3 protein-coding genes are annotated in these 5,176 nt (G+C 42.9%); 1 reads left to right on the top strand and 2 read right to left on the bottom strand.

What is annotated here, in order from left to right; all coding sequences use genetic code 11:
• Positions 1-429 precede the first annotated feature (429 nt).
• Positions 430-2,232, top strand: coding sequence for a PDZ domain-containing protein (locus R3X28_RS19075; protein WP_317666460.1), 1,803 nt, complete (start codon positions 430-432; stop codon positions 2,230-2,232).
• A 49-nt stretch (positions 2,233-2,281) separates the two neighbouring features.
• Here the strand turns inward: R3X28_RS19075 and R3X28_RS19070 are convergent, their stop codons facing one another.
• Positions 2,282-4,585 carry a hypothetical protein gene (locus R3X28_RS19070; protein WP_317666458.1) on the bottom strand — a complete coding sequence of 768 codons (2,304 nt, stop codon included), beginning with the start codon at positions 4,583-4,585 and terminating at the stop codon, positions 2,282-2,284.
• A 340-nt stretch (positions 4,586-4,925) separates the two neighbouring features.
• On the bottom strand, positions 4,926-5,176 hold a 251-nt coding region (locus R3X28_RS19065), incomplete at its 5' end, for a hypothetical protein (protein ID WP_317666456.1).

The raw sequence follows: 5,176 nt of genomic DNA, 5'->3' as shown, positions 1-5,176 counted from the left end.
TAAATATACCATTTCAAGTTTCGGACAGTTCGTTGTAAATCAATGTCTCCATTTGGTTGGGAAGTTTATCGATAAGTTTCCCGGCGTATTTTAATTTTGGTCGCAGATCAAGGTATTCCCACGTTGGTTTTGGTAAGCCATACAAATCACATAAGCCCTTGTCATTTCGACGGAGGGAGGAACGAGCGACGAGAAATCCCATACTCCCATTCTAGTGTGATTCCTCTTCGTACCTCATTCGGAATGGCACACCGATTTTAAAAAGAATGCCAGCCTTGCAAATCAAAGTTTTCATTTGGTTGGGAAGTATATCAAAAAGTTTTTTGCCCTATTTTATTTTCGTAGTGCATATAATAGTCGGTAATGCACCCTTACCCTATTCCAGTTACCTGTTTTAAATAGTATATTCGTCCTATTAAAAATATAGTAATGAAATTCCTCTTTCCCATTTTCCTATTTGGCAGTATGTTGTGTGCCCAAACCAACCATTACGAAATCTCTTTTGACAATGCCGTACACCACGAAGCGGTGGTACAGGGTACGTTCCCGGAGCTAAAAACCGATACCGTGGCCTTTCGTATGAGTCGTTCTTCCCCTGGGCGCTATGCGCTACATGAGTTTGCGAAGAATGTGTACGATTTTAAGGCAACCGATAGCAAGGGCAAGGCTTTACAAGTGTTACGCCCTGATCCGTACCAATGGCAGGTAGTAGGTCACGATGGCACCATCATCATTCGTTATACCCTGTTTGCCAATCGGGGTGGGGGAACCTATTCCCAGGTGGATGAAACCCATGCCCATTTGAACATTCCCGCGACCTTTATGTACGCCCCAAGCTTGAAAGACCGGAAAATAGAGGTGGATTTTAAGGTGCGGAAGGATCTGAACTGGAAGGTAGCCACACAATTGCCCTTGGTTTCCGGCACTACTTATTCGGCGCCGAACCTCTATTATTTTATGGATAGCCCTACCGAAATAAGTGATTTTTCCGTTCGGGAATTCGAGGTGGAGGACCATGGGAAAAAACAAAAGGTACGCTTTGTACTCCACCACAACGGAACGGAGGAGGAATTGGATGCCTATTTCGAGAATGTAAAGAAAGTAGTGCTTGCCGAACGGGAGGTCTATGGCGAACTGCCTGCATTTGATTATGGAACCTACACGTTTTTGGCCTGTTATATCCCCAATGCCTCGGGTGATGGTATGGAGCATAGGAATTCCACCATTTTAACGAGTACGCGAAGTCTGGCCAACGGTGGGGCGGAACGGAATATCGGTACGGTGTCCCATGAATTTTTCCATGCGTGGAATGTTGAGCGCATACGTCCGAAAGGGTTGGAGCCTTTTGATTTTGAAAAAGCCAATATGAGCGGTGCCCTTTGGTTTGCCGAAGGTTTTACCAGTTATTATACCCAGCTGAATCTGTGTAGGGCGGGCATTATTTCACCTGAGAGCTATGTCGAAGGCATTTCGGGCACTTTTAACTATGTTTGGAACTCCCCGGCAAGGCGATTTTTCAATCCGGTCGAGATGAGTTATCAGGCACCCTTCGTAGATGCGGCCACTTCGGTAGATCCCGTGAATAGGGAGAATACGTTTATTTCCTATTATTCCTACGGAAGTGTGTTGGGCCTTGCGCTGGACCTATCGCTACGGGAAGAAAAATTGAACCTCGACGATTTTATGAAACAGGTTTGGAACACCTACGGAAAATCGGAGATTCCCTATACTTTGGGAAACCTTCAACTAGCGTTGGCCGATTATGCAGGTCGCGATTTTGCCGATACTTTTTTTGATAATTACATCTACAAGAGTGGCATGCCTGACTACAAGGTGCTTTTAAACGCTGTGGGGGTTACCTTGGCACAAAATGCGGAGAAACCTTATTTTGGGGCCGCTGTGGCATTGAATGGGGATGGACATGGGGAAATACGCTCCAACCCTAAAATAGGTACACCTGCCTATGTGGCCGGATTGGACAAAGGGGATGAGATCACCATAATCAACGGGGAAGGTTTTCCTGACGGACAGCAATTCAGTGCCTATATTAAAGGACTTCAAGTAGGGGATACCCTAAAGGTCGTTTTTAACCGGTACAACGTTCAAAAGGAAACCAACGTTGTATTAGCGCCGAACCCTAACTACCGTATTTTTCTATCGGAAAAAGAAGGGACCAAGGTTTCTAAAAAGCAGTTACAGCTAAGAAACGAATGGCTTAAGACCCATGAGTAGGGTTTACATGTATGACTTTAACAATGTTTTCAACGATATAACTTCGGTATTACTTTTTAATCCATAAAGGTGTTCCGTCTTCCCACTTATTATGTGATAACCTAAATTTCTTCCCATCAGATAATCTGATGGCCGAAATTTCACCATACATCTGGGGACTGAAAATGAAGGGTTGTATCAAAGGTTGCTCGTCATTGATTCCGAATTCTTCCGTGGTGTAGATGAGCCATTCCCCATCGGGAGAAAAATGCGGATGTGCTTCCTGTCCGGAAAAAGTGGTTAACTGTCTTGGTTCGCTCCACCCATCGTTGACCCTTTCAACCATATAAATATCCATGGTTTTTACAATGCCATCTTTGTCCATTCCATTTACATCAGAGCAATAGGCTATTTTGTTTCCATCATATGAGATCGCAGGGAAGGCTTCCTTGTCCGGACTATCGGTGATATTGGTCGTATTTCCATTTTCTTCAACATAAATATCCATATTGCCGGTTCTTCCACTACGGAAAACCATAACCGTATTATCTTCGGAATAATCGGCGAATCCGGTGTTGCTTTCCAAATCGGTAACATTTTCCAATGATTTGTTTTCCAAATGATAGCGATAAACACCGCCCTTTGCTTCCGGACTCCTTCTAAAACCTCCTACTGAGAATTGGAGGTACTTACCATCTGGAGTGATTTTGGTATCGATGATATTCGAAAACTGGGGGTTAAAGTCGGGGTCAGGTCTAAAGTTGAACAAATGTTTTATTTCATTGGTCGTGTAATCAACGGCATAAAAATCTTTTTCAGTATTAAAAAAGGAGGACAACATAAGTGCCGCATATAAAACAAGCAAACCATAGGGAATGAACATAAAAGCATACAATCTATATAAAGGGGCAATGGGTTTATAATGTTTCTTTCTTTGCGTAAAGCGGTAATATGACAATGCCCCTAAAAGTAAAAGTAGCGCCCCAAAAATGAATAAAAACGGCTTCACTTTATTTAGGGGGAGCAGGTAGGTAAACAGCTGGTCATCGGTATACTTTATAAAAAACATGACAAGGGCAAGGGCCACTACCGAAAAAACAATATGTTTCCAAAAGGGAATGGTCTTCCTTTTTTTAATGCTTTTATAGATTCCGAAGATGAACCAAAAAATGGCGAGAAAGGGCAGTAACAAAATAACATAGGCAAAGGGGGAAAGGGCTTCCTGAAAATTGTTGACCTCGGAAACACCATATATGATCTTCCCATCTGGTGTTGCCGGGGCGGCAAAAGAGCGCCTAACCCCATATAATGAAAGAGCTTTGTTGGGTAGGTCGTTTATACGTTGAGGACTGTTCTTGACCAAAAGGTCGCCCCTAAAATCGTTGATGTTCGTTGGTTCCCGTGGTGGTGTCTCCCCACCATGGTAGAGCATGATGCCCGAATCGTGGTAGTCTACATTCAACATATTCATCGGTTGTACCCAAGTAGAATCTATTTTTTGTGTTTTTGGATCGAGTCCAAGGATGGAAAACCCATTCGGTTGCTCTAGAAAGCCTGTGAATAGTATATCGCCATTGGGTCTTAATATAGGGGATAAACAAGAATAGCCATCCGGTGATATTTGCGCTGCACGCTTTCCCGTAGCCGATATTTTATAAAGTTTGAACTTTTTATTTCCGCTGGCAAAAAGATAATCGGCAGAATAATACAAGATTTCCCGGTCATCTTGTGACCACACGGGGCTACCCTCCCAGTTTTCGGAATAAGTGAGTCTTTTTGTATCGCCACCATTGGCGTTCATGACATAGATATCCCCTGTACGTTGCAAGGAGAAAACCAATCTTGGATGCGGTTTTGTTTCATGTGCCCGATCACTTGAAAAAGCGATTTTTTTCCCGTCATGGGAAAACCTAGGTCTAAAATCCCCACCCTTACTGTTCGTGAGATTCACGGCCTCGGAAATATCCAGGGTGTCGGAAGGTGAAAAAGGAAGTTTATAAATGTCCGAGTTTCCCTCGTGGGTAGATACAAAGACCATCCATTTGCCGTCAGGTGAAAAATCGACCTGATCTTGCATGGAATTACTGTTTACCAAAAGGCGAGGAAGGGAATCTCCCTCGGTACTTTTGCGAAACAATTGTGGGCGACCGTTGCGTTCCGAGGTAAAGACCACCCATTTGCCATCAGGTGAAATTTTGGCGTCATAATCCAGACTTTCGTGTTCCGTGAATTTTGAAAAGTTTTTGCCATCGTCTTTGGATAAGTAAATATCCCATCCTTGCGGCCTAAAGGAAGAATAAAAGACTTTCTCTTGGGCCGGTGCAAAATTTGCGAAAATGAAGAGAAAGATAATGAGTAAGGTTGGTTTTTTCATATCCTACAGGTTGTGGATAAAAGATAAAGGGGGAAGACTTGTATCCTTTTTTTGGCTCTTCTTAAATTTCCAATAAAATATGCAGATTAGCAATTCTAATAGGATGAATCTGAAAAATAACCGATAAAGTGCTGTAGATTAAGTAATTGTGATAGTTCGGGAAAAGTAAAACCCCTATAAAATATTTTTCTGAACTTCAATAATTCTTTACGGCCCTATCGCCTGCACTACAGAAGGAGGCCGACCTCGAAATGTACCATCTCAAGTTTTGGACAGTTCGTTGTAAATCAATGTCTCCATTTGGTTTTAAAAGCTAATCGAAGGGTTTCCCGGCCTATTTTCAATTTCGCAGTAAATCAAGGGATTTACACATGGGCAATGGGAAGGCGTCCATAGAGCATTTCACGCTAGTGAAAGCGGCCTGGACGCTGTGGCAGTGATTTTTATTTGCTTTTCTCAATGTGGATCTTAACAAACTGGCCATGCTGCGGCTGGCTCCTTTAAACCAAGGTATATTATACCTTAGTTTTTCGGCCCTGTTTCTTTTTTTGGCAATGCAAAAAAGAAAAGAAGTTGAAATTAAAGCGATGG

This window comes from Maribacter sp. TH_r10, from assembly GCF_033101095.1.
GTDB lineage: Bacteria > Bacteroidota > Bacteroidia > Flavobacteriales > Flavobacteriaceae > Maribacter_A > Maribacter_A luteus.
Note: the sequence above shows the minus strand (reverse complement) of the source record. Positions and strands in the feature narration are given on the sequence as shown.

Bases quoted from the DNA above. Each gene is read 5' to 3' on its own strand.
- R3X28_RS19070 (WP_317666458.1), bottom strand. From the start codon at position 4,585: ATGAAAAAACCAACCTTACTCATTATCTTTCTCTTCATTTTCGCAAAT.
- R3X28_RS19075 (WP_317666460.1), top strand. From the start codon at position 430: ATGAAATTCCTCTTTCCCATTTTCCTATTTGGCAGTATGTTGTGTGCC.